This window comes from Shewanella sp. 1180_01 (assembly GCF_052850535.1).
In genome coordinates this window covers 1-3,156 of the sequence record NZ_VXCT01000107.1, presented here as the reverse complement: position 1 = coordinate 3,156, position 3,156 = coordinate 1, and the positions used below count along the sequence as shown (strand labels likewise).

6 protein-coding genes and 1 pseudogene are annotated in these 3,156 nt (G+C 47.2%); all 7 read right to left on the bottom strand.

The window, feature by feature from the left end:
* Positions 1-291, bottom strand: a pseudogene (locus tag FW758_RS24135) (hypothetical protein); the annotation flags it as partial.
* On the bottom strand, positions 288-848 hold the full coding sequence (locus FW758_RS24130) for a lysozyme (RefSeq protein WP_446446782.1): 561 nt from the start codon (positions 846-848) through the stop codon (positions 288-290). The pseudogene FW758_RS24135 and the gene FW758_RS24130, both read right to left, overlap by 4 nt.
* Positions 838-1,134 carry a hypothetical protein gene (locus FW758_RS24125; protein ID WP_446446781.1) on the bottom strand — a complete coding sequence of 99 codons (297 nt, stop codon included), beginning with the start codon at positions 1,132-1,134 and terminating at the stop codon, positions 838-840. The genes FW758_RS24130 and FW758_RS24125 overlap by 11 nt, the downstream gene beginning before the upstream one ends.
* 75 nt (positions 1,135-1,209) lie before the next feature.
* Positions 1,210-1,806: a hypothetical protein gene (locus tag FW758_RS24120; protein WP_446446780.1), complete on the bottom strand. Its 597-nt coding sequence runs from the start codon at positions 1,804-1,806 to the stop codon at positions 1,210-1,212.
* Between the two features lie 89 nt (positions 1,807-1,895).
* Positions 1,896-2,330, bottom strand: a complete 435-nt coding sequence (locus FW758_RS24115; RefSeq protein ID WP_446446779.1) for a Mor transcription activator family protein — start codon at positions 2,328-2,330, stop codon at positions 1,896-1,898.
* A complete protein-coding gene (locus FW758_RS24110; protein WP_263256583.1) occupies positions 2,320-2,850 on the bottom strand; it encodes a hypothetical protein in 531 nt (176 codons plus the stop codon). Before FW758_RS24110 ends, FW758_RS24115 begins: the two co-directional genes overlap by 11 nt.
* A partial coding sequence (locus FW758_RS24105; RefSeq protein WP_446446778.1) for a phage protein GemA/Gp16 family protein occupies positions 2,847-3,156 on the bottom strand: 310 nt, incomplete at its 5' end. The genes FW758_RS24110 and FW758_RS24105, both read right to left, overlap by 4 nt.

The window sequence follows — 3,156 nt, the reverse complement described above, 5'->3', positions numbered from 1 at the left end:
ATTTTTAAGGGCGTGATGGCGGCCCATTAGCTCTGCCTTTTGCAGCGATACTTGCTGTAATTGCAAGGCAAGCTGCTCTGACTCAGCCGCTAATGCGGCCTTATCGGCATTGGATTTGCGCAAGCTATCAGCCAAGTTATCAGCATCGGTTTGCAGCGTTGATTTATCCGCGAGCGCTTGGGTAAGTTGGCTTCTTGTCGTGGCTAATTGGTATTGAGCTAAACAAAGCACTGCCACAAAAAGCGACACAATCAACCATTGAATGGCGATACTAATTTGGGAGGGCGTCATTGCGTTATCCCTCCGGCCATGAGTTCGCTTAGGCAAATGGCTTGCTCTTCTACACGGCGCTTGATGAGGCCATTTAGGCGCACCTTGTTACCGAATAGGTCGGTGCCATACGTCCAGCCATTACAGACGCGCTCACCCGTTTGCTTATTGGTTGAACAGGCTTCGGTTAGCTCTTTGCACGCGCCCACTCTGTCGCCAGCTAACAGCTTTTTACGCAAGGTTGAGCTAGCAAAGTTGCCATATCCTGCCCAGTGCAAAAACGATAAATAGGCGGCGTGCTCGCTGTGGGTGAGCGTTACGGGCGCGGTGAGGCTGAGCAACTGCTTATCTTCCTTGGCGATATCCTTGGCAAAAATCTCCATGCATTGCTGCTCGGTAAAGGTTTGCCAAAGCTTTAAGTCTTTGCTCGTATGGCCACGACAGGCGGTCAGTACACCCACGGCATCGACATAGACGCTCAGGCTATTGCCTTCCCATTTATCGGTAATGGTAGCGCCCGTAATGGCTGCAGAGCTTAAACCTGCGGCGACTAAAATCGCCTTGAGTTTACTGTTCATTAGGCACCGCCATAACTTGTGCCTTGCGTTGCTCGCGGGCTTTTAAAACATGGAGGTGAGTGACGGCATGCCAGCCTTGTTCAAAGTAGCTTTGGCGGGTGAGACTGTTGCTATACAAAGGCACGACGGTAGGTACATTGCCTGATAACTCCGCCTTGATACGGGCATTAAAACCGTCTTTGGCGCACTGGCGATAGACTCGGTTTTGTATGCGTTTGGGCTGCGCATTCGCAATCGGCATACTGTTAACGCCGCTGCGATAGTTGTTGTGGGTGACAAAGGCCATAAAAAAACCGAGACAGTGAACATGGGTTCATTGTCTCGGCTTAAGGGTTTGGAGCGGATTGGAAAGGTTTCGGGATTACTTATAACAGCCTTGACCACCAAAATCACTTACAGGAGTTGTTATTCCTTTAAGGCGATTTAGCTCAGAAGCAACCTCCCACACTTGGCATGAGTGTATGGCTGTATCAGCCTGACCATTGCCGTGTATTCTGAATAGATATACTCCAACAGGCTTAATAAGCTTCTCTTTTACATCCTCCCATTTCATTACTGTGGCGACTTGCGTTATCCAACGACAAGCATAAAAACCAGTGCTTTTATCGCATTTCAGATCAGTCCAAACTTGGCTTGTCTCGAATTTTTTCCCCTCTTGATCTTCAGCAAAGGTTGGATAAAAACTGTTGTCAGACGTCAAATATGTCATTGCAATAATGGAAATATCATCACTTTTAGGGGATTTCAGTGCAGATATAAAAGATGGATTATCTCTTATCATATTAGCTGTGAGCCCAACCTGAGTGCTGCTAATAATATAGTTACCGTTAAAAGTATCTAGTTTAACCTCTACTTTAGAATGAGGCTCATAACCAGCATAGTATTTAGTCATACTTGAGCAGCCTGTAATGAGTAGAGCTACGAGTGACAATGTAAAAGTTTTGAGTTTAGTATTCATTTTACGTCCTTATAAATATCACTATAACCTAATGAATTAGCATTTGTTTTCATCAACATGACAGCTACTTTATCTGTTTGTTATAACATTTAAAACAACCGCCTTTGCTTTCTTGCCACAAATGCCGCGCGCTGTTCGGCCACAATCTCGCTCACTCTTCGCTCGGTTAAACCATAATCACGGCTTAATTGCTCAAGGTTGTTGCCCTTAAACTCGCGCCAAATCTTGATATCGCGCAAGGCTTTTTTAAGACTTTCCCCATTGGGGATATACATATCGCGGCCGCCAAAGTACGCGCTTAAGCTAGTCGCAAGATCCTCACTCACACGATCTGCATTGTCAATATTGTGTTGCTTAAGCGTCACACGCATCACATCACAGAGACTTTGGAGTGTTGAAGGCCAGCGACGAATAAAATCCTCACGCTCATCTGGCTTGAGTGTGGCTAATGTCGCCAATGCTTGCTCAAGTTCAGCGGCACTGGTCGAAAGTAAATCCAGTTGTTCACCTTGTTCATTCAGCATTGGTGCCTCCTTGTTCTGTTGCCTTGGTCTTCTTAGCTTTTGCCTTAAATTGCGCCATCTGTGCATCAAACTTGGCTTTGGTTTCAGCCAAGCTTTCAGGACGGCCATAGCTGGTGATCTCATAGCTTGGCTTTGCGTTTGCAGCGGGCGCAGCCACAGGGGTAATTGAGTGCTGGCTAATGCTTTCAAGCACTTTTTTTAAGTAATTGTGGTTGGTTAGTGGCCTTGCATTACCTTCGGTTCTGGCTGCGCGAAGCTTGATCACCGTCTCTTCTAACGCCGCACGTAACCAGTCTCGGTTTGAGGTTAGCGCCAGTGTGTCGTTCACCAGTGTGAGCGCACGGTTAAAACTCAAGTCGCTTTTTACGGGGCGGAATAAGCCGATGTAGTTCATTAGAATCCGCCCAGTGGCACCGTCCATCGGTGCAAGTGTGGCGAGCAGCTCGCGCGCCGCATCGTCATTCACTAAGGCATCTAAGTGGATATTACTGTGGCATACAGGGCAACGGCAGAGTTTCATAGGTGGCCCTCATACTGGGCAACAATCACTTCATAACTTGCAGGGCGAGTGCCGTTTTCATTCATTTTTAAACGCTCACCACGGGCAATAATGCGCTCGATAAGTACGCGCTTATGCCAGTTTTTCAGACTTTCAAGTACCTTGTAGGCTTGCGGTTCTGTCATCCATGGGGTGGCATCAACGCCCTCATTTTTACTGCGTAGCGTCATGCGACGCACATAGGCATCAAGCGCCGATTCACTGTTATCCTGGATAACTAAGTGGTGGCCCATGGTGATCCAAATGGCACGTATTTTATCTATGCTT